The sequence below is a fragment of the Actinomadura formosensis NBRC 14204 genome, from assembly GCF_001552155.1.
In the GTDB taxonomy this organism is placed as follows: domain Bacteria; phylum Actinomycetota; class Actinomycetes; order Streptosporangiales; family Streptosporangiaceae; genus Spirillospora; species Spirillospora formosensis.
On the sequence record NZ_BCQQ01000058.1, the window covers coordinates 1 to 25,129 of the forward strand.

Sequence of the window (25,129 nt, forward strand, 5' to 3'; positions counted from 1 at the left end):
TTGTCGCGTGGCTTGGAGCGGCGGCTGGGGTGGGTGCGTGTGGTCGTCCTCCCCTTGGCCGTTGGAGGGGAGTGAGACGTGCTGCGGCCCCGGTCCTCTTGGAGGAGACCGGGGCCGTTTGGGTTCGGGGTCAGCCGTTGCCGTTGCCGGGGGGCCAGCCGGGGATGGTCGGGTCCTGGGGGTTGGTTGGATCGGTCGGGGTTTCCTTCGGCTTGTCGGCCACGAAGATCGTTACCGTGTCACCGGGGGCGACGGTGGCGTCCGGGCCCGGCTGCTGGTCGTAGACGAAGCCCGGCGCGACCTGCTTGTCCGGCGGCGGAGCGCCCTTTTCCACATGGCACTTCAGCCCGAGGGCCTCCAGCTTGCCGCACGCGGCCCGCTGGCTGTTGTTGAACAGGTTGGGCACCTTCAGGTTCGACGGGCCGTTGGAGATCACTACGGTCACGGTCGAGCCCTTCGGCACCTTCGAGCCGCCCGCCGGGTCCGTGCTGATCACGCTGAGCCGCGGGACGGTGTCGCTCGACTCCACCCTCCGCTCGACCTCGAACCCGCGCGCCTCCAGGATCTTCTTGGCCGTGGCGTACGGCTGGCCGGCCACGCTCGGGACCTCGACCTCCGTCGGCGGCTTCTTGCCCTTGGAGACCAGCAGCGTCACCGTCGCGCCCTTGGCCGCGTTCGTGCCCGGCTCCGGGTCGGAGCCGATCACGTAACCGCGGCGGATGTCGTCGCTGAAGTCCGTCTTCGGCTCGCCGACCTGGAAACCGAGCTTGGTCAGCTGCGCCGTCGCGTCGCTCTGCGGCACGTTGACGATGCTCTGCGGGATCGCGACCTGCTGGTCCTTCTTGTCCCCGCCGCCGCTCAGCAGCAAGCCGATCAGGGCCGCGCCGCCGATGAACAGCACGGCGAGCCCCACCCACAGCGCGGCCTTCTTGCCGCCGCCGCGTTCGGGCATGTCGTCGTCATAGCGGACGGGTGGCAGCCCGTAGCCGTCGTCCTGCGGCCGGTGCATCTGCGTGTGGGGGTAGGCGCCCATCACCTGGGTGCCCTGCGGCTGCGCGCCCATCAGCATCGTGGACGCCGCCGTCGACGCCACCGGCTGCCCTTGCAAGACGCGCTGGATCTCCTGCCGGAACTCCGTCGCGTTCTGGTAGCGGTGGTCGGCGTCCTTCGCCATCGCCTTCAGCACGATCGCGTCCGCCCACTGCGGGATCTGCGGGTCCACCTGCGACGGCGGAACCGGCTCCTCCCGGACGTGCTGGTAGGCGATCGCCACCGGGGAGTCGCCGGTGAACGGCGGCTTGCCGGTGAGCAGCTCGTACAGGACGCAGCCCGTCGAGTAGATGTCGCTGCGGGCGTCCACCCGCTCGCCGCGCGCCTGCTCCGGCGACAGGTACTGCGCGGTACCGATCACCTGGGCGGTCTGCGTCATCGTGGCCGCCGAGTCCGCCATGGCGCGGGCGATGCCGAAGTCCATGACCTTGACCTCGTGCTGCCTGGTCAGCATCACGTTGGCCGGCTTGATGTCGCGGTGCACGATCCCGCCGCGGTGGCTGTAGTCCAGCGCGCACAGGATCCCGTCGGTGATCTCCAGGGCCTTCTCGGGGAGCAGCGCGCGGTTCTCCCGCAGCAGATCGCGCAGCGTGCTCCCGTCCACGTACTCCATCACGATGTACGGGATGGAGGTGTCGCCGATCATGTCCTCGCCGGTGTCGTACACGGCGATGACCGAGGGATGGTTCAGTGACGCCGCCGACTGGGCCTCGCGCCGGAACCGGGCCTGGAACGTGGGGTCGCGGGCCAGGTCGGAGCGCAGCGTCTTGACCGCCACGACGCGATCGAGGCGCAGGTCTCGGGCACGGTAGACCTCGGCCATGCCGCCTCGCCCGATCACCGTATCGAGCTCGTAGCGGCCGCCGAGCAGCCGAGGTTGACTCATATGTGCACTTTCCCTCGTACGTCTACACCTTGTCCTCCGAACCTAGCCCCCCGCTGTCGGTCGGCGAGGGGTCCGGGTTCGGAGTTGACGGGGCAGTGGTGCTCCCCATCGGCGTGGGCTTTGGGGCGGTGGCAGTCGCCCTGGGCGATTTCGTGGATGGCTTATAAGAAGACGTCTTGGACGTTGCCCGCGTTGACGGACGGATCCTATGCGTCCGGTGCCGTGGCGTGACAGCCGGCCGCACCCGGTTCCTGGGCGGGGCGCTGGAACGGGTCGCGGGGTCGTCCGCGAAGCGGCCCCCGGCCGGGGTGGTGGCCGGGCTGGTGGGCGGATCCCGCTCGTCCTTGCCGAATCCCGCGAAGGCCAGCCCTTTCCACAGTGAGCCGATGACGATCACGCAGATCAGCACGAGGACGGCCGCCACCGACGCATACGTCAGTCTCGTGCGTCGTTGCACTGGCCCGTGGGCGAGGTTATCCGCCATCAGGCCAGCGTCAAATTCGGACAGAGCGCCCGATCGGGTAATGATGGTGTCGCTGTCGGGTGACTCGCCGGGACGGCCCACCCGGAGGGACGCGCGGATCGCCAGCGCCCGTGCCGCGACCGTCCCCGCGTTCACCGGGCGGTCCAGCGGCTCCTTGGCCAGCATTTCCATGATCAGTTCACGGGCGGCCGGAGACACCCGTGCCGGCAGCTCGGCGGGCGCGTTCCGGACGTGCTTGAGCGCCACCTCCACCGGTGTCGCCCCATCGAACGGCGGTGCGCCCGTCAGGCACTCGTAGGCCACCACGCCCAGCGAGTACAGGTCCGCCGCCGGCGACAGCTCCTTGCCCTGCGCCTGCTCCGGCGAGATGTAGTGCGCCGTCCCCATGACCATCCCGGTCTGGGTCTGCGATGCCGCCGCCAGCCGCCGGGCGATCCCGAAGTCCGTGATCTTCACCGCGCCGTCCGGGGACACCATCAGGTTCGCCGGCTTGACGTCCCGGTGCACGATCCCGGCCTCGTGCGCGACCGTCAGTGCCCGCCCCACCTGCACCATCAGGTCCAGGACGGCTTCCAGCGGCAGCCCGCCGTCGCGCGTCAGGATCTCCTCGAGCGGCTCGCCCGCCACCAGCTCCATCACCAGGAACGTCCGGCCGTCCTGCTCGCCGAAGTCGAACGCCCGCGCGATCCCCGGATGCCGCAGCTCCGCCGCGAACCGCGCCTCCGACTCGAACCGGTCCCGCGCCCGCAGGTCCGAACCGAACTCCAGCCGCAGCAGCTTCACCGCCACCTGCCGCCCGGACGCCGCGTCCGACGCGCGCCAGACCTCGCCCATCCCACCGATGGCCAGCCGCTCCAGCAGCCGGTACCGGTCGCCCAGGACGAGGCCCGTACTCACTTCTGCAGGACCTTCGCCATGATCGCCCCGGCCACGGGGCCCGCGTCGCCGGCGCCGGAGCCCGGTCCCTCGGTCATCACGGCGAACGCGTAGCGGGGGTTCTGCGCCGGGCCGAACCCGACGAACCAGCGGGCGTTGGGGTTGCCCGGGCCCTGCTCGGCGGTACCGGTCTTACCGGCGATCCGCATCCCCTGCAGGTTCTTCGCGGTGCCCTCGGTGACCACCGCGCGCATCATGTCCTCCAGCTGCGACGCCTGGTCACCGGTGATCGGCTCCCCGAACTCCTTCGGGGAGACGCTGTACAGCTCGCTCTGGTCCTTGGCCCGGACCTTCTGCACCAGATACGGGTTCATGATCTTGCCGCCGTTGGCGACCGCGGACGCGACCATCGCCATCTGCAGCGGCGTCGCCCGCACGTTCTCCTGACCGATGCCGGACCGGGCCGTGCCGTCCCTGCCGGTCGGGGTGCTCTTGCCGTTGGCGTCGGTGTAGGCCACCGGGACGTCGCTCTCGGCCGTGAACAAGTCCGGCTCCAGCTTCACGTGCTGCCCGAACCCGAACTTCCCGGCCCCGTCGTGCAGCTCCTGGATGCCCATGTCCAGCGCCATCTTCGCGAACGTGGTGTTGCAGGACTCGGCGAACGCGCCGCGCAGCGAAGCCGCCCCGCCGCAGCTGCCGCTGTCGTGCGAGTTCGGCAGCGGACGCCCCGACTCCGGCAGGATCAGCTGCCCGGTGTTCACGGTCGTCGAACTGCTGGCACCGAGCTTCTGCATCGCCAGCGCCGACGTCACCGTCTTGAACGACGAACCCGGCGGGAACGTCTGGCTCAGCGCGTTGTCGACCAGCGGCTTGATGACGCCCTCGCCGTCGTCCAGCTGCTCCAGCCGCTTCGCGCCCTTCTCCCCGGTCTGCGGCGCCACCTCGTTCGGGTCGAACGACGGCCACGACGCCGCCACCTTCACCGCGCCCGTCTTCACGTCGATGACCACGGCACCGCCGCGGCGGCCCGGCGACGTCCTCGCCTTCAACTGCGCGTACGCGGTGCGCTGCGCGTCCGGGTCGATCGTCAGCTCGACGTTCGCGCCGTCCGCCTTCTTGCCGATGAACGTGTCGAACCAGCGCTGCTGCGTGATGCGCTTGTCCTTGCCGCCCAGCAGCGAGTTGTAGGCGCGCTCGATCCCGGTGGCGTTCCCGTTGAAGTAGCCCGTGATCGGAGCGAAGATCGGCCCGTCCTTGTAGGTCCGGCCGTACCTGGAGTCGTCCGCCTTGCTCTTCTGGGACGTCACCAGGACCTCGCCGCCGGCGGAGATCTGCCCCCGCGGCTGGTTGAAGATGTCCGCGTACTGCCGGGAGTTGCGCTTGTCGGTCCGCAGGCTCTCCGCCTGGCTGCCCTGGACGTAGTTGACCTGTGCCATCAGCCCGAAGAACAGCAGCAGCGCGAAGATCGCCACCCGCCGAACCGGCTTGTCCATGTTCATAGGGGGGAACTCACCTCGTGCTCACGATCTGGGTCATGCCCTCGTCCTGGATCGCCTGCGGGGCAGGCTTGCGCGCGTCATGGCTCATCCGCACCAGAATCGCGATCAGGATCCAGTTGGCCATCAGCGACGAACCGCCCTGCGACAGGAACGGCGTGGTCAGACCGGTGAGCGGAATGAGCCGGGTGACGCCGCCGACGATCACGAAGACCTGGAGCGCCAGCACGAACGACACACCGCCCGCGAACAGCTTCAGGAACGGGTCGCGGGCCGCGACCGCGGTCTTCATCCCGCGTTGCACGATCAACGCGTAGATCAGCAGGATCACCATCAGCCCGGTCAGCCCGAGCTCCTCGCCCAGCGAGTCGAAGATGAAGTCGCTGAACGACAGCGGTGTCCGCCACGGCTCGCCCTGGCCGAGGCCGGTGCCGAGCACACCGCCCTGGCCGAGCGCGAACAGCCCCTTCATCAGCTGCGCGCTGTCGGAGTACTCGCCGCCCAGCGCCTGGCAGGCGGTGTACCCGGGCGAGATCACGTCCGGCTTCTTGTACTTCTTGTAGATGTCGGTGTCGGGGTTGACGGGGACGACCTCGCCGCTCTTCAGCAGGCAGCCGCCGTCGAAGTACGGCTTCGGGTTCTGCCAGATGTCGATGCGCTGGTTCACGTGGCCCATGAACGGCAGCAGCGTCGCGATGAACACGCCCACCGCCAGCAGCCCCACACCGATCAGCACCCACGAGACGCGCTGCGTCGCGATGTACAGCATCGACACGAACAGGCCGAAGAACAGCAGCGCGGTACCGAGGTCCTTCTGCAGGAACAGCACGCCCAGGCAGAAGAACCAGATCACCATGATCGGGCCGAGGTCGCGGCCACGCGGCAGGCTGATCGGGCCGACCTTCTTGCCGATCAGCGACATCGCCTGCCGCTTGTTCACCAGGTAGCCGGCGAAGAACACGACCAGCAGCAGCTTCGCGAACTCGCCCGGCTGCACCGAGAACCCGCCGACGTTAATCCACACCCGGGCGCCGTTGATCTCCGCGCCGATGCCCGGAACGATCGGGAGTACCAGCAGGACGACCGCGCTGAGGCCGATCAGGTACGTGTACCGCTGCGCCGTCTTCGGGGTGAACGACAGCGGCGCGTCCGGCTTGTCGGTGTCCCGCATGATCAGCACGGCGCCGACGAACAGCGTGATGCCGACGAACGTCCATATCAGCTGGCCCGGCGCGTCCGCGGCGTCCTCGAGCAGCTTCTTGCCCGCCGCCGCGGTGGCCTTGCGGTCGGCGCTCGTGTCGAGGTCCAGCCGGTAGATTATCGCGAGGCCGAGGCCGTTCAGCGCCACCGCCAGCGGCAGCAGCAGCGGATCGGCGTACGGGGTGAACTTCGTCTGGACGAAGTAGGCGATGAACGCCAGCACCACCAGGCCGCCACCGTAGATGAACAACCCACCGGGGATGTTGCCGTCACGGGCCAGCCCGACCTCCGCGAACGCCGACAGGGTCAGCACCATCGCGAAGACCAGCAGTGCCAGTGAGGCCGCGTTGCGCCGCTGGTACGGCAGGTGCGCCCGGATCTGCTCCCCGAACGACTGCATCTACGAACTCCCCGCGTTGGAGGGACAGTCCGGGATGCCGGAGTTACGGCTCTTGCACTGCTCGCGCCGGGTCTTCAGCTCCTGGAGCCGGCCGGTCGCCGCGTCCCGTCCGATGGCCGTCAACTCACCTTTCTTGATCTTCGTCGCATCCGAGGTGGGCAGCTCGGCGACCGGGACATCGCTGGTCTGGATGCCGGTCTCCCGGCAGCTCTGCTGGCTGCGGCCCCGCACGATCCCGACCTTGCCCGACTGGTCGACGAGGGAGTACCGGCAGACGCGGTTCACCAGGTCGTCCCATGCGCCCGGACCGCTCACCGTGTAGGTGTCCTTGACCTGCTGCTGCAAGTCCTTCGGCAGGTCCTCGACCTTGAGCGGCTGGAGGTTCTTGGCATCGGCCTTACGGGACAGGTTCAGGAGCGGCACCTGCTGCGGCGTCCCCCGGTACAGGACGACGTCCCCCTTCTCCGCGCCGATGTAGTAGCCGTTCCGGACGTTCTGCACCAGCACGAAACCGCCCGCCACGACACCGACGACGACCACCCCGGCGACGACGATCAGCCACGTCCAGCGGCGGCCGCCGCGCCTCGGCCGCGCCATCGGCGCCTGCTGGACCGTGCCCGGCGCCGGCGGGCCGCCCCTCGGGTCCGCCATCGGCGCGGGCGCCGGCGGGGGCGGCATCTCGTCCACCGCGACCGGCGGCTGCGGACGCGTGTCCCGCAACTGCGCCGCCCGCCCGGCCGGGGTGTCGGCCACCGTCGTGTTCGCGCCCGGCCCGCCGCCCGGCGGTTCCGGCGGCGCCGCGTTCGCCGCCGCGCCCACCGCGTGGCCCGGACCGCCCGTCGGCGGCTGCCGCTCCAGATCCACCACGTCCGCGATCACGCAGGTGATGTTGTCCGGGCCGCCGCCCCGGTTCGCCAGGTCGATCAGCTGCCGGACGGCCTGCTCCGGATCGTCCACGTCCGTCAGCACCTGGAAGATCGTCTCCGCCGTGACGACCCCCGACAGGCCGTCCGAGCACAGCAGATACCGGTCGCCGACCTTCGCCTCCCGCAGCGACAGGTCCGGATCGACCTCGCCCCGGCCGTCCAGCGCCCGCAGCAGCAGCGAACGCTGCGGATGCGACGCCGCCTCGTCCGGGCTGATACGGCCCTCGTCCACCAGCGACTGGACGAGCGTGTGGTCGTGCGTGATCTGGAACAGGCTGCCGTCACGCAGCAGATAGGCGCGGGAGTCCCCGATGTGGACCAGCGCGACCTGGTTGCCCGCCCACAGCATCGCCGTCAGCGTCGTCCCCATGCCCTGCAAGGCCGGATCCGACTCCACGATGCGGTGCAGGTTGTCGTTCGCCGCCTTGACCGTGTGCTCCAGGGCGGCCAGCAGTTCCGTCGCGGGCAGGTCCTTGTCGAGCGCCCGCAGCGCCTCGATCGCCGCGGCGCTCGCGATCTCACCGCCGACGTGCCCGCCCATGCCATCGGCCACCGCGAGCAGGTGCGCGCCCGCGTACGCCGAGTCCTCGTTGCCCTCGCGCAGCATGCCGACATCGGAGCGCGCGGCGTAGCGGATTCCCAGAGTCATTTGCGCAGCTCGATCACGGTCTTGCCGATACGGACCGGAACACCCGGCGGGACCGGCATCGGCCGGCTCACCTTCGTGCGTCCGAGATACGTCCCATTGGTCGAGCCGAGATCTTCCACGATCCACTGACCGTCCTGCGCGAAAATTCGGGCATGCCGGCTCGAAGCGTAGTCGTCGGTCACGACCAGTGTGGCGTCATTCGCCCGGCCGATGGTGATGGGCACCCCGGTGAGGTCTATGACGGTGCCGGCCCGTTCGCCCTGGACGACCACCAGCTTCGTCGGGGCGCCGTGCTGGGCGCTGCGCTGCGGTCGCGGCGGCTTCGGCTGCCGGGACGCCTTGGGGGGTCGGGGTTGGGACGGGCGCGCGGCCGCCTTCGTCGCGGCCTTCGAGCCGAACAGGTCGGCCCTGATCACACCGACGGCCGCGATGACGAACAGCCACAGCACCGCGAGGAACGCCAGCTTGATCAGCGTGAGGGTGAATGGGGACATCGGAGTCGGGGTTACTCCCTATCGCGGCGGAACACAAGGGTTGTCCGGCCCATCGTGACCCGGGAGCCGTCCACCAGCGTGACCCGCCGGATAGGCTGCCCGTTCACGAACGAGCCGTTGGTCGACCCTAGATCCACGAGAGCGATTTCGGGACCTTCTACGCGGATCTCGGCATGGTGCCGGGACACGCCCGGATCGACGAGGCGCAGGTCGCAGTCCGTGCCGCGACCCAGCAGAGTCACAGGGGTATTGATCTCGTAGGTGCGCTGAGTCGTGTCCGAGCCCTCCACGGCCGTCGTCACCAGCAGCCGCGGATGCCCCCCGAAGACACTGCCCCGGCCGCCCTGCGGAACGTCGCTCACCGGCCGGCGGATCTCCCCGCCCTCCACCGTCGAGCCCCGGATCACCCCCGACCGGATGCGGAACATGCCCGTGGCGAGATCCCCCGCGTTCTCGAACCGGACACGCACCGGCCCCACGAAGGAGTACCCCTGCTCCTTCGCGTACTCGCGCGCCAGATTCGCCAGCTCCTGGCTCAGGCTGTCGGCGTACACCTGAAGCCGCTGCCCGTCCTGCTGAGAGATCTCCACGACGAAGTCGTTCGGAACAAGCGTGCGGCCCTGCGCCACGATCGCCGCTCTATCGTCCATCTCGCGCTGCACAGCACTGGCCACCTCGACCGGCTGCAGCTCCGACTTGAAGGCACGGGCGAAGGCACCTTCGACCATGCCCTCAAGCCGTCGCTCGAAGCGCTGAATGACGCCCACGGGCACCTCCCTTCCCCACTGGTAGACGATCGTATCGGTGTGAAGGTTCGCTCGAAGTATCTGGATACCTAACCACCGCCACGACCGTGCTAGCCTTTTCAGGCACCCGGAAACGGGTCGGCACCCTTGGGCGGGTGGCGGAACGGCAGACGCGCACGGTTCAGGTCCGTGTGTCCGAAAGGATGTGAGGGTTCAAATCCCTCCTCGCCCACTCGGGGGTACAGACGAAAGTCGTAGCCCCACAGTGACGGAACGACCCCGGAGCAGGCAAGCTCCGGGGTCTTTGTCGTTACGGAGGCAAGTCTTCTGCGACCGTAGGGGCCGAAGAGGTAGACGCGCAGCAGAGCGTCCCGGCCCTCGGGTCCGGTTTGTGGTGGTGCGCCGGCGTCGTGAGCGCCGGCGGCTCAGGCTGCGGGCGGGGTGATGTGCCCGGTGGGTGTCCAGGTGGAGTCCACCGGGTTCGGTGAAGTCCTTGATGAGAACGCCGTCGCTGGCGCGGTTGCGGACTACGGCTTGTCCCATGACTGTGGAGACCGGGTCGAGCGAAACGTTGAACTGGCTCTGCCCGCCGGGCCGTTTCAGGTAGATCACCAGCTGCCGTGCCGCGCGCAGCGCGACGTCCTGCCCGTGGTCGTCGGCGACCAGCGCGAGTGCCAGGTCCAGGCACGCGCTCGGCCCGGCGCCCGTCCACACGTCGCCGTCGCGGATGAAGACCGGGTCGGCGTCACCACGGTGTCGGGTACTCGGCGGCGAGCTGGTCGGCGGTGGACCAGTGCGTCGTAGCCGGCCTCCGAGCGGCCGATTCGTGGCAGAGTGGCGGGATGCCTGGAGCGCGGTACGGGATGGATGCGCCCTACGGGTTCGGCTTCGTGGGCCTGGTCGTGCTGGGGTTCTGGGTGACCGGGCTGGTGATGGCGGTCACCGCCGATCTGGCCGCCGCGCTGCCCGCGCTGGTCTCCGGCACCCTGCTGGCGGGATGCCTGGCCCTGAGCCTGCACGCCACGCTGCGCGGCAAGTTCCTGGTCTGGCGGGACGTGCTGGACGAGCTGGACCTGCGTGGCGACGAACGGCTGCTCGACCTCGGCTGCGGACGCGGCGCCGTCCTGTTGGCCGCCGCCCGGCACCTCCCGCAGGGCCGGGCGGTCGGCGTGGACCTGTGGCGCGGACGGGACCAGTCCGGCAACACCCCGGCGGCGACCCTGCGCAACGCCCGCGCCGAAGGCGTCGCCGACCGCGTCCACGTGCAAGGGGGTGACCTGCGCAGACTCCCGTACGCGGAGGCAAGCTTCGACCTGGTCGTGTCCAGCCTGACGGTGCACACCATCTTCGGCGCGGAAGCCCGCGCCCAAGCGATCGCCGAGGCGTACCGGGTGCTGCGGCCGGGCGGCCGCCTGCTGATCGCCGACCTGGCGCGGACCCCCCGCGAATACGCTGCGGTGCTGGCCCGGCTGAACGCCCAGGACATCCGCGTGCGCGGCCTCGGCTGGCGCGCGTGGTGGGGCAGTCCGTGGGTCCCGACACGCCTGCTCACCGCCCGCAAACCAGCCACCCCCTGAACACACCTACCGGCACGATCCAGGCGCCATGGTCACCTGGCGTCCGACGAGCACCCTCGATTACAGTGAGTAGCCAGACGTGTGTTTTATGGCTCCGGGAGGTCGTCCTCCGTCTCAAGGGAGGTCGACATGGACGTGCGCGAGGACATGAGGGAGGCGCGTCAGCAGGAGGTGCTGCTGACGCTGATCGTGCCGTTGCGGCGGCGGATGAGCGCGCAGGGGTGAGTCACACTCAGGTCGCGCTCCGGCTCCGGCGCGACCGGTCCAGGATCTCGCGGGCGCTGTTGGGGCGTCAGGTGCCGTCGCTGCATTTGATCGTGGCCATGGCCTAGGTGCTCGGCGTGGACGTCACCGAGACCAGGGAGCTCTGGCAACAGGCGGACGTGGTGCGGCGGGCCGGCCGGACATGCCAGGCGAACGACGGACCGCCGTGGGATCTGGACAGCTACCTCTCGATGCTGCAGGCACTTCGCGATCTGTTGGCTAGCCGTGGCCTTTCGCAGCGTGCGGTGGTGCGCCAGGACGAGAGCCGGCGTCTGAGGCCGTCCAATGTCAGCGCGGTGCTGCGGGGGAGCGGACAGCTCGCCGGGCTGTCGTGTTGACGATCGTGCGTGCCTGCGGTGCCGATGGCCAGGAGGTGGAGGCATGCGAGGCCGCGTGGTGGCGGTTCGGATATCCCTATCAGGTCGCGCAGCGGCAGAACCGGCTGGACGGGCTGAGGTGCGGGACCTTCCGACGGGTGATGCAGGAACTGGCTCGGTCATCGCGGTAAGGGGCGGCGACAGGCGGGAGCGGTTCAGGGGCGGAGCCGTGGATGACCCCGGGGACGGACGGCTGTACCGACTGGGTCAGCAGGGCTGCAGACCCGGCAAGGCCCACAAGATCCGAGTCAGCCCGCGTGTGCCTCTCACCAGACCCGAGAGAGGTGAAAGATGATCTTGCGTAGCGTGGAATCCCGCGGAGCGGGACCTCACGTTGCCGCTGGTCAGGGAGTTTCGTCGGTAGCCCACTCGGAGTTGGGAGTGGTGTGCCCGCGGAGAGCGCGGGCTGCCACTCCTTCGTCGTGTTTGCCTGGGGGGGCGCCCCCCAGACCCCCGATGTGGGGGCTTCGCCCCCACGCCCCCGGGCGCTCGCTGCGCTCACTTTGGTGGGACGGCATGTCTGGGCACCGCTGTGTTTCCAACTTCCTGCAGCTTAGCGGCTTGTGTGGGGCTTGCCAGTGGGGGTGCGTCGGCTGTCTGGTGTCAGAGTAATGTCTTGTGACGTCATTATGGTGCTTGACCTGACGTCACTGTGACGTCATAGTTGGGGCATGGACCTGATGCCGTACGTGGAGAACCTTCGCCGTGAGCTTGCGGTCGCGGCCGAGGCGGGGGGGCCGGACGCTCGTGCGCTGGCCGAGCGTCTCACCGGCGCTCTGGAATCGGCCGCCAGGCTCACCTTGCTGGAGGCGTTGTCGGCGGCGGCGGACGAGATCACCCGTGATCTCGCGCCGGGGTCGGTCGACGTGCGGCTGCGCGGCGGCGACCCGGCGTTCGTGGTGACGCCGCCGGAGCCGTCCTCGGAAGGCCCCGGCGGCGGCAGGGCGGAGACCGCGCCCGGGACTCCGCCGCCGGCCGCCGAGGAGGGCGGCACCGCGCGGATGACCCTGCGGCTTCCCGAGCACCTCAAGCTGCGCGTGGAGGAGGCGGCCGGCCGGCAGGGGATCTCGGTCAACGCCTGGCTGGTCCGCGCCATCTCCGCCGCGTTCGAGCCCGGTGCCGGGAGCCGCGCCGCCGACCGGCCGCAGCAGTCCCAGAGCGGGCGCGACTACACCGGCTGGGTGCGCTGACAGCACCGCCACTCTCCACCACTCCTTCGCCCGGCCCCGAGGCCGGGATGTGCCACCGGACCCATGAGGAGGGCTCCGCCATGCCTGCTTTCGACACCCCCGAACCGATCACCTTGGACATCGACGTCTATGTCGGCCAGGTGAGGGTCAACGCCGGCGACCGCGCCGACACCGTCGTGGAGGTGCGGCCGAGCGACCCGTCCGCCGACGCGAGCGTGCAGGCCGCCGAACAGACGATCGTGCAGTTCTCGGGCGGCCGGCTGCTGGTCAAGGGCCCCAAGCCCAAGGGGCTCGCGCACCTGCGCTCCTGGCGCGGCTCCATCGACGTGACCGTCGGCTTGCCGGCCGGGTCCCGCGTCGAGGCCAAGGTCGCCGCGGACTTCATCGCCACCGGCACGCTCGGCGAGACCGTCCTGCGCAGCCTGAACGGCGACGTCCGCCTGGAGAAGACCGGTCCGCTGGAGGCCAAGGCGTCCGTCGGCGACATCTCCGTGGACCTGGTGGCCGGGGCAGCCGAGGTGACCGCCTCCACCGGGGCGATCCGGATCGGCGCCATCGACGGCCCCGGCACGGTGAAGAACTCCACCGGTGCCGTCACGATCGGCGAGGTGACCGGCGATCTGCAGGTGAAGACCGGCATCGGTGACATCACCATCGACCGCGTGCCGGCCGACATCACCGCCAGGACCGCGCACGGCAGGATCCGGATCGGTTCGGCGGTGAGCGGCACCGTCCGCATAGAGGGCGGCCACGGCAAGGTCGACATCGGCATCCCCGAGGGCACGGCCGCCTGGCTGGACGTCCACTCCAAGCACGGCGTCGTACGCAACGCCCTCACCTCCGCAGAAGGCCCCGAGGACACCGACACGGTCGTGGAGGTGCACGCGCACACCAACTGGGGCGACATCGACATCCACCGGTCCTGATCCCCGAACACCAGCAAGGGAGCCCCTCATGAGTGACGCGATCACGGCTGAAGGACTGGTCAAGAGATACGGCGAGGTGACGGCCCTGGACGGGCTGAGCTTCTCCGTCCCGCAGGGGACGGTGCTCGCCCTGCTCGGCCCGAACGGGGCCGGAAAAACCACGGCGGTGCGGGTGCTGACCACGCTGCTCCCACCGGACGGCGGCCGCGCCACCGTCGCCGGATGCGACGTCACCCGTGACGCCCGGCGGCTGCGCTCGTACATCGGGCTGTCCGGCCAGTACGCCGCCGTCGACGAGCACCTCACCGGCGCCGAGAACCTGGAGATGGTCGGACGGCTGTACCACCTGGGCGTCAAGCGCAGCAAGGCCCGCGCTCGCGAGCTGCTCGAACGCTTCGACCTCACCGGCGCCGCGGACCGTCCGGTGAAGGGCTACTCCGGCGGTATGCGCCGCCGCATCGACCTCGCCGGTGCCCTGGTCGCCGACCCGCCGGTGCTGTTCCTGGACGAACCCACCACAGGTCTGGACCCCCGCGCCCGCGCCGCGCTGTGGGACACCATCTCCGAACTCGTCGCGGGCGGCAGCACACTGCTGCTGACCACCCAGTACATGGAGGAGGCCGACCGGCTTGCCGACCAGATCATGGTGGTCGACCACGGCCGCGCCATCGCCCGCGGCACCGCCGACGAACTCAAGGACCAGGTCGGCGGCAACCGCATCGAGCTGACCGTGACCGGCGCCGCCGAACTGGAGACCGCCCGGCGGACGCTCGCCTGGGTCGCCGTCGGCGCCATGCGGACCGTGCCGGAGTCGCTGCGGATCACCGTCCCGGTCACCGGCGGGCCGGAGGCGCTCCGCGAGGTCCTCGGCCGGCTGGCCGACGAGGGCGTCCGGGTGCGGGACGCCGGGCTGCGGCGGCCGACCCTCGACGACGTCTACCTCACCCTGACCGGACGCCAGGCGCCCGGCGCCGAAGAGCAGGTCCAGGAGGCCGCCCGATGAACGCGCTCACCATGCCCGTCGCCGACGGCTGGACCATCGCCAGGCGCAACACCCTGAAGATCAGGCGGTCACCGGACCTGCTCGGTGCCGCGATCATGTTCCCGATCGTGTTCGTGCTGATGTTCGCCTACGTCTTCGGCAGCGTCATCGACGTCCCGGGGATGTCGTACCGGGAGTTCCTGCTCCCCGGCATCTTCGTCCAGGCCGTGATCATGAGCGCGCAGATCACCGGCTACACGCTGACCCTGGACCTGCAGAAGGGCATCTTCGACCGGTTCCGCTCGCTGCCCATGGCCCCGTCCGCGGTACTGATCGGCCAGACCGTCAGCGACCTGCTGATGAACCTCGCCGGCCTGGTCGTCATGGCGGCGATGGGGCTGATCGTCGGCTGGCGCGTGCACACCTCGCCCTACGAGGCCGTCCTCGGCTTCGGTCTGCTGCTGCTGTTCGCCTACGCGTTCTCCTGGTTCACCGCGACCGTCGCGCTGGCCCTGCGCACCCCGGAGAGCTTCAACAACATCGCGACCATGGTCTCCTTCCCGCTGATGTTCATCTCCAACGCCTTCCTCGACAGCTCCGAACTGCCCACCCCGCTGCGCGTCGTCGCGGAATGGAACCCGGTCTCGACGTTCACCCAGGCCGCACGCGAGCTGTTCGGCAACACCAGCCCCGTGATGAGGACCTCGGACGCCTGGCCCATCCAGCACGCCATCCCGGCATCACTCCTCTGGATCGCCGTCATCCTGGTGGTGTTCGTCCCGCTGGCGACCCGTCTCTACAAGAAGGCGGTCAGTAGCTGACCATCGACGTCCTGGAGGGGGCCGGCCCCCTCCAGGAGTGGCCTAGGTGCGGTGGTGTTTCTCGTGGGGGACCATCAGGTCGGCGCCGCGTGGGGGTGGGTACGGGTGGCTGCCGCGGAGGTCGCTGGTCTGCATCGTCCGGCTGATGTCGCTCGGGCTGACCAGACCCACGACCTGTCCGCCGGCGCCCAGCACGACGGCGCGGCCGTCGGTGCAGTCGGCCATGCGGGGCAGCAGGTCGGTCAGCGGATCGTCCGGGTGAGCGGTCGGGATCTGCTCGGGCGGGCAGGCGATGTCGAACAGGTGCAGCGTCGAACGCTGGTCGGGCGGGGTGGCGCGGATACGGTTCAGCGTCACCAGGCCCGCCAGCCGGCCGTCCGTGATCAGCGGATACGTGGAGAAGCGGTGGGTGAGGACGACTTCGTCGATGAGGTTCTGCACCGTTTGATTCGCGTTCGCGACGACGGGGTCGGGTGTCATGACCTCGCCGACGCGTATGCCGTGCAGGGCGGCGTTGACGCGCGTCTGCTGCTCCTCCGCGCTGGCGGCGCCGACGACGAAGAGGCCGATCAGGATCAGCCACAGGCCGCCGAATCCGGCGCCGACGACGAACTGGATGAAACCGAGAGCGATGAGGATCAGGCCGAAGGCGCGGCCCGCGCGGGCGGCGGTGATGGCGGCGGCGGTCCGGTCGCCGCGGCGCCACCACAGGAACGCGCGCAGGACCCGGCCGCCGTCCAGCGGTGCCGCGGGGACCAGGTTGAACACCGCGAGGAGCCCGTTGATGCCGGCCAGGTAGGCGAGGGTCTCCACGCCGAGGCCGGGGCCGGTGATGGCGTGCGCCGCCACGGCCGCGGCGGCGAAGACCGCGCCCACGGCCAGGCTGGCGAGCGGTCCGACGGCGGCGATGCGCAGGTCGGCGCCCGCCGAGCGCGGCTCACCGCGAAGCTCGGCGACGCCGCCGAGCAGCCACAGCGTGATGCCCGAGACCTCGATGCCGTTGCGGCGCGCGACGACCGCGTGCGCCAGCTCGTGGACCAGCAGCGACACCAGCAGCAGGATCGCGCTCACCGTCCCCGCCACCAGATAGGCCCAGGTGGCGAGGCCCGGCAGTACCTCCGGGAACCTGCCGAACGACAGCCCGAAGATCAGGATCGCGACGATCACGATCACGCTGAAGTTGATGCCGACCCTGATACCGGCGATATGGCCGAGCCGGATCGACTCCTTCATCGGTCTCCCTCGTCCGCCATGACTCCCCGCCTTCGCAGGTCAAACCGCCTGTGAGCTACCCGCTGGCCGGGCGTCTATGCGGTCCCGCCGGATCGGGGCCTGCGGGAGCCGGCCCAGGCCGGAGCCGGGAACGCCGATCGTCCGTCCGACGTCCGACGAGGGCCCGGCCGTATCTCAGATTTCAACGGGCTTCCAGTGAGGAATCCCGGTCGTTCACGGCCGGGAGGAATCGCTTCCCTGCCCGGAGCCCGGACGTCAGTCCGGGCGTTCTCGCTGGTCGATGCAGTCCGCGCCCATCGTTCCTGTGGTTCGCCATCTCCGAGAGCTACAGGCGGCTGTGGCCCGACGTGAACACCCTCGTCGGCTCCGTCCAGGTCGGCTGACCGCGCAACCGTCCGGACGCGGGCGGGGTTCAGGGGGCGCACGTCCGACCGGACGTGCTCGCTCGCTGAGAGGGGAACCCATGGATCTGCGGCTTGCCGGACGTGTCGCGGTCGTCACCGGGGCGTCGAAGGGGATCGGGCTGGCGGTCACGCGGACGCTGCTGGACGAGGACGCCCGCGTGGTGGCGGTGTCGCGCGAACCCGGCGCGGAACTGGAGGTGCTCGCCGGTCCGAACCTGCTGCACGTGCCGGCCGATCTGATGGAGCCGGACGCCCCGGCGATGGCCGTGCGGCGGGCGGTGGAGGTGTTCGGCCGGCTCGACGTGCTGGTCAACAACGCGGGCGGCCCGCCGCCCGGGGCGAGCCTGCCGCGGTTCGGGTTCCTGACCCCGACGGACGACGACTGGCGCGACATGTTCGAGTTCAACCTGTTCGCGGTGGTCCGGGCGGTGCGGGCGGCGATCCCGCATCTGCTGGAGAGCGACGCGGCGTCGATCGTGAACGTCTCGTCGGGCAACGGGCGGCGTCCCGGGCCGATGAACTTCGACTACAACGCGGCGAAGGCGGCGCTGAACAACCTGACCAAGGGGCTGTCGGAGGAGTACGCGCCGCAGGGCGTCCGGGTCAATTCGGTCTCGCCGGGGCCGGTCCGCACACCGTGGTGGACGGACGAGGGCGGCGCCGCCGACATCATCGCCGGGGCCACCGGGGCGGACCGCGACGCGGTGCTGGACGGCGGCGCCGCGCAGATGATGAGCCTGACCACCGGCCGTCTCGCCGTGCCGCAGGAGGTCGCGGACGTGGTCGTCCTGCTGGCCTCGCCGCGGTCGGCGAGCACGACCGGGGCCGACTTCGCGGTGGACTCCGGTTTCCTCAAGGAGATCTGAGGCAGGCGCACCGCTGCTCGGCGGCCGGTGACCGCGGCCCCGGCGGGCGTGCCGCCGGGGCCGCGGTCGGGAGCGGCCGGGGCTCGCGCGTCATCCGGTGGGACGGCGCGGCAGGAACAGTGCCGGGACGAGCGCCAGGGCCAGCAGCCCGACCGCGAACATGTAGGTGTGCTGGAACGCGTCCGCCAGCGGCCCGGCGATCGCCCGGTGGGCCTGCGGGCCCAGCCGGTGGACGGCCTGGAGCGCGCCGCCCTCCCCGGCCGGCACCAGGTCGGCCATCAGCGTGGACAGGACCACCGACGCCATCGCCGTCCCGACCGCCCCCGCCGTCGTGTTGATCAGGTTGACGGTCGTGCTCGCCGCCGGGGCCCGGTCGTGCGGCAGTCCCCGCGTCGCCGCCGTCATCGCGGGCATCATCGTCGCGCCGCCGCCCGCGCCCATCAGCAGCATCGCCGCGCACAGCCCCCAGTACGGCGTGTCCGCGCCGAGCTGGACGGTGAACAGGGAGAACCCGGTCAGCGCGGTCGCGATCGACACCGGGACGAGCCGTCCGGGCGGAACCCGGTCGATGAGCCGGCCCGCGACCTGCATCGCCGTCCCGGAGCCGAGCGCGAACGGGATGCCGAGCACGCCCGCCATCGTCGCGCTCTCCCCCCGGACGACCTGCAGATACAGCGGGAGGAGCAGCATGGTTCCGAAGTAGCCGAACGCGAACAGGGTCAGGGTGCCGGTGGCGGCGGCGAACGTCCGGTCCCGGAACTGGCGCGGGTCGATCAGCGGATGCCGCGCCGTCACCGCCCGGACGGCGAACGCGGCGATCAGTGCCGCGCCCGCCGCCAGCGGCACGAGCACCCCGGCCGAGCCGAAGTCGCCGCGGTCGCCGCCCTTCGTGACGCCGTAGAGCAGCGCGGCGATGCCCGGTGACAGTGTCAGCAGGCCGGGCACGTCCAGCGGCGTGCGCGCCTCGGGGGCGTCGCGCGGGAACAGCCGGGCGGCGAGCACCACGACCGCCGCCGCCACGGGCAGGTTGACGAAGAACATCCACCGCCACGACACCTCGTCGATCAGCCGGCCGCCGAGGACCGGGCCGGCCAGCGGGCCGACGAGGATCGCGAGGCCGAGCGTGCTCATCAGCCGGCCGAGCCGCTCGGGACCGGCGGCGCGCAGCAGGATCGTCATGCCGACCGGCATCACCAGGCCGCCGCTGAACCCCTGCACGACCCGGAAGACGATCAGCGACTCGATGTTCCACGCCAGCCCGGCGAGCATCGACCCGGCCGCGAACGCGGCGATGGCGCCGAGGTACAGCCGGCGCGCGCCGAACCGTCCGACGGCCCACGCGCTGGACGGGATGACCGCGCCGAGAGCCAGCGAGTAGCCGGTCGCCACCCACTGGATCGCGCCGAGCGGGGCGTGGAAGTCCCGCGACAGCCGGGTGATCGCCACGTTCACGACCGTCGTGTCCAGCGTGATCATGATCGAGCCGAGGGCGAGGACGAGCGCGACCGCCATCGGCCTCGTCCTGACCCGGGGCGGAGCCTCCGCCATGGCGGTCATCTCATGCCCCGTACGGACGCGCGGCCCGCGCGCGGCGCAGCGCGTGCCCCCACCAGGCGAGCTGGTCGAGCATCCCCTTGACCGCCGCGGCGGCGCCTTCGGGATCGTTCGGCCGGCCGTCGTTTCCGAACCAGTTCCACGGGTGGTGAAAGCTCACGGTGTCGCGCACCGTGACCGCGTGCAACTCGGCGAAGACGCCCCGCAGATGTTCGACGGACCGCAGCCCGCCCGCCACCCCGCCGTACGACACGAACGCGACCGGCTTCGCGCGCCACTCATAGAAGCAGGTGTCGATCAGGTTCTTCAGCGTGCCGGGGAAGCTGTGGTTGTATTCGCAGGTCACGACGGTGTAGGCGTCCGCCTCGCCCAGCTTGTCGGTCACGCTCGCGAACTTCTCGGACGTCTTCGCGCCCAGCACCGCCGGGGGCGGCTCCTCCGCCACGTCCACGACATCGATGATCAGGTCGTCGCGCTGCCGGGCCTGCCCGATGAACCAGTCCGCCACGGTCGGCCCGAACCGTCCCTCACGGGTGCTCCCGATGATGACCGCCATGCGCAGCGGTGCCTCGGTCATTGGTCTCTCCTCGCGTATGTGCAGCTCGTTGGCGTGATCGAAGCTACGGAGACCACCGAGGACGCCTCATCTGTCAGATGACTGGGGTGCCCTACCTGTTGTCCACCGACCGTGGCGGGTCCCGGCGTCATGCCGGCGCGGCGGGCTCGGCTCGGCCGGAGGCGGCCATGGGGGTGGAGAGGATGATCACCGACTGCGACGTTGGTCGTGAGTGCCCCCGGTCGGTGGGATCGGGGGCGCGCTCTGGGCTGGAGGTTCGGGGATGTGGCGGCTGGTCGTGACCGGGATGGTGGCGGGCGCCCTGCTGAGCGGGTGCGGCGGCGAAGGGGCCTCCATCCTTGGCAAGGAGACGCTGGTCGCGGGCGTCCGGCCGGACCTGCCGGGCATCGGGTTCAGGCGCCCGGACGGGACGTTCGAGGGCCTGGACGTGGACGTGTCCCGCTACCTGGCCGGCCGGATGGGGAAGAAGGTCCGGTTCGCCCCGGTGCTGGCGCGGGACCGTGAGCGGCTCCTCCGGCACGGGGACGTCGACATGGTCCTGACGTTCTGGGTGGAGCCCGAGTGGAAGCAGCGCCTCACGTTCGCGGGCCCGTACCTCCTGTCGTACCAGGACATCCTCGTCCGGAACCGGATGAGGGACGTGCACGGGGTGCACGACCTCAAGGGACGCAGGATCTGCGCCGTGACCGGGGCCGGCGCGGCCGAGGCGGTGACCGTGGAGCGGCAGGTGCCGGCGGTGCCGGTCGCGGCGAGGTCCTACGACGAGTGCATGACGATGCTCGGGGACGGCCGGATCGACGCGATCACGACGAACGACACGATTCTGGCCGGGTTGGAGACCGGAAGGGGCGACGGGTTCCGGCTGCTGCGCGCCCGGTTCGGCGAGCGGCGGACGGGCATCGCGGTCCGCAGGGGCGACCTCGACGGATGCGAAGCCCTCAACCGGGCCATCACCCAGATGTACCAGGACGGGACGATGGCGAAGCTCATGCGCAAGTGGTTCGGCACGTCCGGCCTCGACCTCTCGGATGTGGAGGTTCCCGAGTTCGAAGGCTGCCTCTGACCCCTATTGGGGCTTGCGGCGGATGTTGTTGGGCTGGGTCGGCTTCGCGGTCGGCCGGGTGGTCTCGTTCTTGCCCTTGCCGGGGCCGGTGGCCGGCGGGTTGCCGTTGTCGTTGTCGGACCCGCGCGGGGGCGTGCTGGTGCTGTGCGGGTTCGGGCTCTTCTTCGGCTGGCCCGACGCGTTCGCCTTGTCGTGCTGCCGGCTCGTCGTGGGCGACGCCGACGGCGAGGACGACGGCCTGTGCGTCGGTGACGGCGAGTACCGCGTCGCCGGCGTGTTGTCGTTGCCGCCGCCGTGGTGGTGCTCGTGATGCCTTGAGGACGGGGACGGCTCCGGGGCCTGACCGGGGAAGTGCCCGGTCCCGTAGGCGACACCGCCGGTCAGCAGGATCGAGCCGCCCACCAGCGCGATGACCTTGGCGGTCAGGAAGCGGCGCAGGCCGGTGAGCCGGGACTTGCGCGCGGCGGGCGCGGACGCGGCCAGGAAGGCGGCGACGGCCGCGTCCTCGCCGCCGAGTTCCTCCGGACGGCCGGGCGCGGTGGCGGTCGTGAGCAGCGCGTGAAGCGGGGCGTGCCCGCCGGCGCCGTCGAGCAGCCGCTCGGCGGTGTGCTGGTCGAGCCGTCCGGCCTCGGTGTCGTCGCTCATGTCACCCCTTCAGCGCCTGGACCGCTGCTTTTGTCACCCCGGACCAGCGGCCGGGCCGTCCCGGTCTCGGCCAGCCGGTCGGCGAGGCGGCGCAGCCCGCGGTAGGCGGCGGTGCGGACGGCCCCCGAGCGTTTGCCGAGGACCTTGCCCGCCGACTTGGCGTCCAGGCCGACGACGACGCGCAGCAGTACCGCCTCGGCCTGGTCGCGGGGGAGCTCGGAGATCAGCCGCAGTGCCTCCTCGGTGGCGATGCCGTCCAGGGCGGCGAGTTCGGTGTCGCCGTCGGCGGCCATCGTGACGAGTTCCTCGACGGGCAGGTCGGAGCCGGGGCGGCGGGACTTGCGGCGCAGATGGTCCAGGGCCCGGTGCCGGGTGATCGTCGCGGTCCAGCCGCGGAAGCCGTCGAGGTCGCCGCGGAACGAGCGCAGGTCGCGGGCGATCTGCAGCCACGCCTCCGACGTCACGTCCTCGGCGTCCGCGCCGACGAGCGCGCCCGCGAAACGGATCAGGCGGGGCTGGACGTCGCGGTAGAGCATGCGGAAGGACTCCTCGTCGCCGTCCTGCGCCGCCCGGAGCGCACGGCCGAGTTCGTCCTCGTCCACCGCGCCATTGTGCAGGCATTCCCGCAATGGTGTGACACCTACATGTGGGTTCGCGCTGAGGAGTTGACGCCCGCGCCGCCGGGACGTCCCCCCGCCCCGCCACCAGTACTGGACGAACATGATCGGCAATACCCCGTACGACCGGGACGAACTTCTCGTCACCGGCATTCCTCCGGTCGCTGATCCGTTGACGACGCCGTTGACGGAGCCCCCAACCGAGACGAAACCGTTAACTGAAACCGAAGCGGCGCCCGTCTTCGTCGACGTGTCCGGGTGGCGGGCTCGGCTCGGGCGGCGGCTGGGGCTGGCGGCCGGCGCGCTCCTCGTCGTGTTCCTGGGTGCGCTGGGCCTCGGCCTGACGACCGGGGCCGATGTGCCGTTGACGCCGTGGAGCGAGTCGTCCGCTCACCCACGCGTGAAGGGGAGCCACCCGCGGGTCGCGCCCCCCAAGACGACCGAGAAGACCGAGTCGCCCGCCGGAGGGTCCGCTCCCACCGGGCAGGCCGCGGTTCCCGCTCCCCCTGCGACGTCCAGGCCGTCGTCCTCCACGCCTGCGCCGCAGACCGCGCCGACGGCCGTCGCGACCACGAGCAGGCCGGGCAGAACCCAGGTGTCCACCCCCGCTTCCCCGCCTGCCTGGGGACACAAGAAGAAGAGCCGCTGACAGTGCGAGTGAGAGAGCCGCGGGGCCACTGGATCCTGCTCCTGCTCGGGGGAACGGCGCTGACCGTTCTCCTGCTGCTCGACGGCTTCGCGCACGGTGCCGTCGGCGAGGCGCCACGGGACGTGCCGAAGCACCCCGCCCCGGCGCCGCAGCACGTCGTCTCCGGCGGGCCGGTGCTCAACATGGCGGACGGCACGCCGCGCAGCCGCCGCATGCCCCCGAAGACGATCGCGCTCACCTTCGACGACGGTCCCGACCCCGAATGGACGCCGCGGCTCCTGGACGTCCTGCGCCGCCATGACGCCCACGCGACGTTCTTCACCGTCGGCGCGCGCGTGGCCGAGAACCCCGGGTTGACCCGCCGCATCCTCCACGAGGGCCACGAGATCGGCTCGCACACGTACACGCACGCGGACCTGGCCACCGCGCCCGCGTGGCGGGGGCGCCTGGAGATGGACCTCACGCAGCGGGCACTGGCGGGCGCGGCGGGCGTCCACACGCGGCTGATGCGGATGCCGTACTCGTCGCGTCCGGACGGCCTGACGGCACCCGAGTGGCGTGCGGCCCGGCGGGCGGGCGGCGACGGGTACATCGTGGTGCTCACCGACCGCGACACCGAGGACTGGGCGCGTCCCGGCACCGCGAACATCGTCGAGACGGCGCTGGCGGCGGAGCGGCGCGGCGAGGGCGCGGTCGTGATGCTGCACGACGCGGGCGGCGACCGGGCGCAGACCGTCGCGGCCGTCGAGCAGATCCTCGACCGGCTCCAGCCGCAGGGGTACCGTTTCACGACGCTCACGCAGGGGCTCGGCATGCCCGCGGCGGAGGTCCCGGTGTCCGCGCCTGAGAAGGCCGCCGGCTGGACGCTGGTCGCCGCCCAGCGCGCCGCGTCCACGCTCACCGGGACGATGGGCGCGCTGTTCGCCGCGGCCGGGCTCCTGTACGTGCTGAGGCTCTTGCTGCTGCTGCTGTTCGCGCACGTCCACATGCGCCGCGTTCGCCGGCCGGGGCCGCCCGTCATGCCGAAGATGAAGGGGTACGGGGAGCTGCCGCCCGATCCGTTCCCGCCCGTGTCGGTGATCGTCCCCGCGTACAACGAGGAGGCGAGCATCAGGGCGACGGTCGCGTCGCTGCTGGACACCGACTATCCGGGAGCCCTCGAAGTGATCGTGGTGGACGACGGCTCCACCGACTCCACCGCCGGCATCGTCGAGGGCCTCGGCCTGCCCGGCGTGCAACTGATCCGCAAGCCGAACGGCGGCAAGCCCAGCGCGCTGAACGCGGGCCTGTTCGTGGCCCGGTCCGAGATCCTCGTGCTGGTGGACGGCGACACCGTCTTCCAGCGCGACACCATCCGGCACCTCGTCGCCCCGTTCGTGGACTCCAGGGTCGGGGCGGTCAGCGGCAACACCAAGGTCGCCAACCGCGGCGGCATCCTCGGACGCTGGCAGCACATCGAGTACGTCATCGGGTTCAACCTCGACCGGCGGATGTTCGACGTCCTGCAATGCATGCCGACCGTGCCCGGCGCGATCGGCGCGTTCCGGAGGTCGGTCCTGGCCGAGGTGGGGTGCGTGCCCAGCGACACCCTGGCCGAGGACACCGACCTCACGATGGCGATATGCCGCACGGGTGCGCGGGTCGTCTACCAGGAGAAGGCCATCGCCTGGACGGAGGCGCCGTCGTCCCTCCGGCAGCTCTGGAGGCAGCGTTACCGCTGGTGCTACGGGACGATGCAGGCGATGTGGAAGCACCGCCGCTCCATCATCGAACGCGGAGACTCAGGGCGGTTCGGACGCCGCTGCCTCCCCTACCTGACCGTCTTCCAGGTGATCCTTCCGCTGTTCGCGCCGGCGGTGGACCTGTTCGCCCTGTTCGGCATGTTCTTCCTGGACCCCGCTGCGCCCATCCTCACCTGGACGGCCTTCGTCGTCGCGCAGGCGGCCGCCGGTGCCTATGCCCTGTGGCTGGACCACGAGCCCATCCGTCCGCTGTGGGTGTTGCCGCTCCAGCAGTTCGTGTACCGGCAGCTCATGTACCTGGTCGTCGTCCAGTCCGTGGTCACGGCGCTGCTGGGGTCGCGCTTGGGCTGGCACACCATCCGGCGTACGGGCACCTTCTCGCAGGGGCAGGAACAATCCCAGGGGGCCGTCCGTTACAGATAACGGCCGGTGTGC

The 25,129-nt window shown here is 70.8% G+C and carries 22 protein-coding genes and 1 tRNA gene; 10 read left to right on the forward strand and 13 right to left on the reverse strand.

Annotated features, from left to right (window positions below; translation table 11 throughout):
• Positions 1 to 130: 130 nt before the first annotated feature.
• The 7 genes from pknB to AF1_RS16800 are packed head-to-tail and all read right to left on the reverse strand — an operon-like array spanning position 131 to position 9,228.
• On the reverse strand, positions 131 to 1,936 hold the full coding sequence (pknB, locus tag AF1_RS16770) for a Stk1 family PASTA domain-containing Ser/Thr kinase (RefSeq protein WP_067799462.1): 1,806 nt from the start codon (positions 1,934 to 1,936) through the stop codon (positions 131 to 133).
• Between the two features lie 22 nt (positions 1,937 to 1,958).
• Entirely contained in the window at positions 1,959 to 3,317 is a 1,359-nt protein-coding gene (locus AF1_RS16775; protein ID WP_067799466.1) for a serine/threonine-protein kinase, read from the reverse strand.
• Complete coding sequence (locus tag AF1_RS16780; RefSeq protein WP_242609052.1) at positions 3,314 to 4,789, reverse strand: peptidoglycan D,D-transpeptidase FtsI family protein; 1,476 nt, start codon at positions 4,787 to 4,789, stop codon at positions 3,314 to 3,316. The genes AF1_RS16775 and AF1_RS16780 overlap by 4 nt, the downstream gene beginning before the upstream one ends.
• Before the next feature lie 16 nt (positions 4,790 to 4,805).
• Entirely contained in the window at positions 4,806 to 6,392 is a 1,587-nt protein-coding gene (locus AF1_RS16785; protein ID WP_067799484.1) for an FtsW/RodA/SpoVE family cell cycle protein, read from the reverse strand.
• Entirely contained in the window at positions 6,393 to 7,967 is a 1,575-nt protein-coding gene (locus AF1_RS16790) for a Stp1/IreP family PP2C-type Ser/Thr phosphatase (protein WP_067799487.1), read from the reverse strand.
• The gene (locus AF1_RS16795) at positions 7,964 to 8,461 is read right to left on the reverse strand and encodes an FHA domain-containing protein FhaB/FipA (protein ID WP_067799490.1); all 498 of its coding nucleotides are present in this window, start codon (positions 8,459 to 8,461) and stop codon (positions 7,964 to 7,966) included. Before AF1_RS16795 ends, AF1_RS16790 begins: the two co-directional genes overlap by 4 nt.
• Before the next feature lie 11 nt (positions 8,462 to 8,472).
• Entirely contained in the window at positions 8,473 to 9,228 is a 756-nt protein-coding gene (locus AF1_RS16800) for an FhaA domain-containing protein (protein WP_067799493.1), read from the reverse strand.
• A 128-nt stretch (positions 9,229 to 9,356) separates the two neighbouring features.
• Between AF1_RS16800 and AF1_RS16805 the strand changes: the two genes are divergently transcribed.
• From AF1_RS16805 to AF1_RS16835, 7 genes are all read left to right on the forward strand, one after another.
• Positions 9,357 to 9,439 (forward strand) — tRNA-Leu (locus tag AF1_RS16805).
• Positions 9,440 to 10,049: 610 nt separating this feature from the next.
• Entirely contained in the window at positions 10,050 to 10,784 is a 735-nt protein-coding gene (locus tag AF1_RS16810; protein ID WP_084263017.1) for a class I SAM-dependent methyltransferase, read from the forward strand.
• 341 nt (positions 10,785 to 11,125) lie between these two features.
• Positions 11,126 to 11,386, forward strand: coding sequence for a hypothetical protein (locus tag AF1_RS16815; protein WP_131732292.1), 261 nt, complete (start codon positions 11,126 to 11,128; stop codon positions 11,384 to 11,386).
• A gap of 710 nt (positions 11,387 to 12,096) precedes the next feature.
• Positions 12,097 to 12,615: a toxin-antitoxin system HicB family antitoxin gene (locus AF1_RS16820; RefSeq protein ID WP_067799502.1), complete on the forward strand. Its 519-nt coding sequence runs from the start codon at positions 12,097 to 12,099 to the stop codon at positions 12,613 to 12,615.
• A gap of 80 nt (positions 12,616 to 12,695) precedes the next feature.
• Entirely contained in the window at positions 12,696 to 13,541 is an 846-nt protein-coding gene (locus AF1_RS16825) for a DUF4097 family beta strand repeat-containing protein (protein ID WP_067799505.1), read from the forward strand.
• Positions 13,542 to 13,569: 28 nt separating this feature from the next.
• Entirely contained in the window at positions 13,570 to 14,544 is a 975-nt protein-coding gene (locus tag AF1_RS16830) for an ATP-binding cassette domain-containing protein (RefSeq protein WP_067799508.1), read from the forward strand.
• A complete protein-coding gene (locus AF1_RS16835; RefSeq protein WP_067799511.1) occupies positions 14,541 to 15,344 on the forward strand; it encodes an ABC transporter permease in 804 nt (267 codons plus the stop codon). The genes AF1_RS16830 and AF1_RS16835 overlap by 4 nt, the downstream gene beginning before the upstream one ends.
• Positions 15,345 to 15,386: 42 nt before the next feature.
• On the opposite strand, the gene AF1_RS16840 is transcribed toward AF1_RS16835, so the two are convergent.
• On the reverse strand, positions 15,387 to 16,577 hold the full coding sequence (locus AF1_RS16840) for a site-2 protease family protein (RefSeq protein WP_067799514.1): 1,191 nt from the start codon (positions 16,575 to 16,577) through the stop codon (positions 15,387 to 15,389).
• Positions 16,578 to 17,040: 463 nt separating this feature from the next.
• On the opposite strand from AF1_RS16840, the gene AF1_RS16845 reads away from it, so the two are divergent.
• Positions 17,041 to 17,847: an SDR family NAD(P)-dependent oxidoreductase gene (locus AF1_RS16845; protein WP_067799516.1), complete on the forward strand. Its 807-nt coding sequence runs from the start codon at positions 17,041 to 17,043 to the stop codon at positions 17,845 to 17,847.
• 90 nt (positions 17,848 to 17,937) lie between these two features.
• On the opposite strand, the gene AF1_RS16850 is transcribed toward AF1_RS16845, so the two are convergent.
• Together AF1_RS16850 and AF1_RS16855 are read right to left on the reverse strand one after the other, a co-directional pair.
• Positions 17,938 to 19,404 (reverse strand): DHA2 family efflux MFS transporter permease subunit, encoded by a 1,467-nt coding sequence (locus AF1_RS16850; protein ID WP_067799519.1) that lies wholly within the window; start codon positions 19,402 to 19,404, stop codon positions 17,938 to 17,940.
• 1 nt (position 19,405) lies between these two features.
• Positions 19,406 to 19,978 (reverse strand): NADPH-dependent FMN reductase, encoded by a 573-nt coding sequence (locus AF1_RS16855; protein ID WP_067799522.1) that lies wholly within the window; start codon positions 19,976 to 19,978, stop codon positions 19,406 to 19,408.
• Positions 19,979 to 20,240: 262 nt separating this feature from the next.
• Between AF1_RS16855 and AF1_RS16860 the strand changes: the two genes are divergently transcribed.
• Positions 20,241 to 21,041 (forward strand): transporter substrate-binding domain-containing protein, encoded by an 801-nt coding sequence (locus AF1_RS16860; RefSeq protein ID WP_067799525.1) that lies wholly within the window; start codon positions 20,241 to 20,243, stop codon positions 21,039 to 21,041.
• A gap of 3 nt (positions 21,042 to 21,044) precedes the next feature.
• Here the strand turns inward: AF1_RS16860 and AF1_RS16865 are convergent, their stop codons facing one another.
• The 3 genes from AF1_RS16865 to AF1_RS35175 form a co-directional block, all read right to left on the reverse strand.
• Entirely contained in the window at positions 21,045 to 21,686 is a 642-nt protein-coding gene (locus AF1_RS16865; RefSeq protein ID WP_067799527.1) for a hypothetical protein, read from the reverse strand.
• A complete protein-coding gene (locus AF1_RS16870) occupies positions 21,683 to 22,288 on the reverse strand; it encodes an RNA polymerase sigma factor (RefSeq protein WP_242608563.1) in 606 nt (201 codons plus the stop codon). The genes AF1_RS16865 and AF1_RS16870 overlap by 4 nt, the downstream gene beginning before the upstream one ends.
• Before the next feature lie 405 nt (positions 22,289 to 22,693).
• Positions 22,694 to 22,906 (reverse strand): hypothetical protein, encoded by a 213-nt coding sequence (locus AF1_RS35175; protein ID WP_165488287.1) that lies wholly within the window; start codon positions 22,904 to 22,906, stop codon positions 22,694 to 22,696.
• Between the two features lie 54 nt (positions 22,907 to 22,960).
• On the opposite strand from AF1_RS35175, the gene AF1_RS16875 reads away from it, so the two are divergent.
• On the forward strand, positions 22,961 to 25,117 hold the full coding sequence (locus AF1_RS16875; RefSeq protein ID WP_255218813.1) for a bifunctional polysaccharide deacetylase/glycosyltransferase family 2 protein: 2,157 nt from the start codon (positions 22,961 to 22,963) through the stop codon (positions 25,115 to 25,117).
• Positions 25,118 to 25,129: the final 12 nt, after the last annotated feature.

Excerpts from the sequence above, each read along its gene's own strand:
- AF1_RS16860 (WP_067799525.1), top strand. The coding sequence starts at position 20,241 with ATGTGGCGGCTGGTCGTGACCGGGATGGTGGCGGGCGCCCTGCTGAGC.
- AF1_RS16785 (WP_067799484.1), bottom strand. The coding sequence starts at position 6,392 with ATGCAGTCGTTCGGGGAGCAGATCCGGGCGCACCTGCCGTACCAGCGG.
- AF1_RS16780 (WP_242609052.1), bottom strand. The coding sequence starts at position 4,789 with ATGGACAAGCCGGTTCGGCGGGTGGCGATCTTCGCGCTGCTGCTGTTC.
- AF1_RS16850 (WP_067799519.1), bottom strand. The coding sequence starts at position 19,404 with ATGACCGCCATGGCGGAGGCTCCGCCCCGGGTCAGGACGAGGCCGATG.
- AF1_RS16810 (WP_084263017.1), top strand. The coding sequence starts at position 10,050 with ATGCCTGGAGCGCGGTACGGGATGGATGCGCCCTACGGGTTCGGCTTC.
- AF1_RS16855 (WP_067799522.1), bottom strand. The coding sequence starts at position 19,978 with ATGACCGAGGCACCGCTGCGCATGGCGGTCATCATCGGGAGCACCCGT.
- AF1_RS16865 (WP_067799527.1), bottom strand. The coding sequence starts at position 21,686 with ATGAGCGACGACACCGAGGCCGGACGGCTCGACCAGCACACCGCCGAG.
- AF1_RS16835 (WP_067799511.1), top strand. The coding sequence starts at position 14,541 with ATGAACGCGCTCACCATGCCCGTCGCCGACGGCTGGACCATCGCCAGG.
- AF1_RS16790 (WP_067799487.1), bottom strand. The coding sequence starts at position 7,967 with ATGACTCTGGGAATCCGCTACGCCGCGCGCTCCGATGTCGGCATGCTG.
- AF1_RS16845 (WP_067799516.1), top strand. The coding sequence starts at position 17,041 with ATGGATCTGCGGCTTGCCGGACGTGTCGCGGTCGTCACCGGGGCGTCG.
- AF1_RS16820 (WP_067799502.1), top strand. The coding sequence starts at position 12,097 with ATGGACCTGATGCCGTACGTGGAGAACCTTCGCCGTGAGCTTGCGGTC.
- AF1_RS16840 (WP_067799514.1), bottom strand. The coding sequence starts at position 16,577 with ATGAAGGAGTCGATCCGGCTCGGCCATATCGCCGGTATCAGGGTCGGC.
- AF1_RS16825 (WP_067799505.1), top strand. The coding sequence starts at position 12,696 with ATGCCTGCTTTCGACACCCCCGAACCGATCACCTTGGACATCGACGTC.
- AF1_RS16795 (WP_067799490.1), bottom strand. The coding sequence starts at position 8,461 with ATGTCCCCATTCACCCTCACGCTGATCAAGCTGGCGTTCCTCGCGGTG.
- pknB (WP_067799462.1), bottom strand. The coding sequence starts at position 1,936 with ATGAGTCAACCTCGGCTGCTCGGCGGCCGCTACGAGCTCGATACGGTG.
- AF1_RS16830 (WP_067799508.1), top strand. The coding sequence starts at position 13,570 with ATGAGTGACGCGATCACGGCTGAAGGACTGGTCAAGAGATACGGCGAG.